1 protein-coding gene is annotated in these 352 nt (G+C 56.5%); it reads right to left on the bottom strand.

The window, feature by feature from the left end; translation table 11 throughout:
• Window positions 1-352 (bottom strand): AMP-binding protein (locus AC55NX_RS20910; protein WP_496997481.1); only part of this gene is annotated, 352 nt, incomplete at both ends.

Here is a 352-nt window from a genome sequence, read left to right on the forward strand (position 1 = left end):
TGTGCCATCGGCTAACCAGCAACCAACATCACCGGTACGGTACATCACCGGATAAGCTTCGTTGTATGGGTTGGCAACAAAGCGCTCTGCGGTCAGCTCATCCCGGTTGAGATAGCCTCGTGCCACCTGCACCCCACCGATGTACAACTCCCCTTCAACCCCGACCGGAGCCGGACGACCATCATCATCGAGCACATACATCTGAGTATTCGCCACCGGATGACCAATCGACACCCGGTCGCCTTCCAGTTGCTGCGGACAGTGCCATGCGGTGACATCCACCGCCGCTTCCGTCGGACCATACAGGTTATGTAATTCAATCTGTGGCAGACGGGCATAGCTCTTACGAATG

The sequence above is a fragment of the Vibrio rubrogenes genome, from assembly GCF_059641415.1.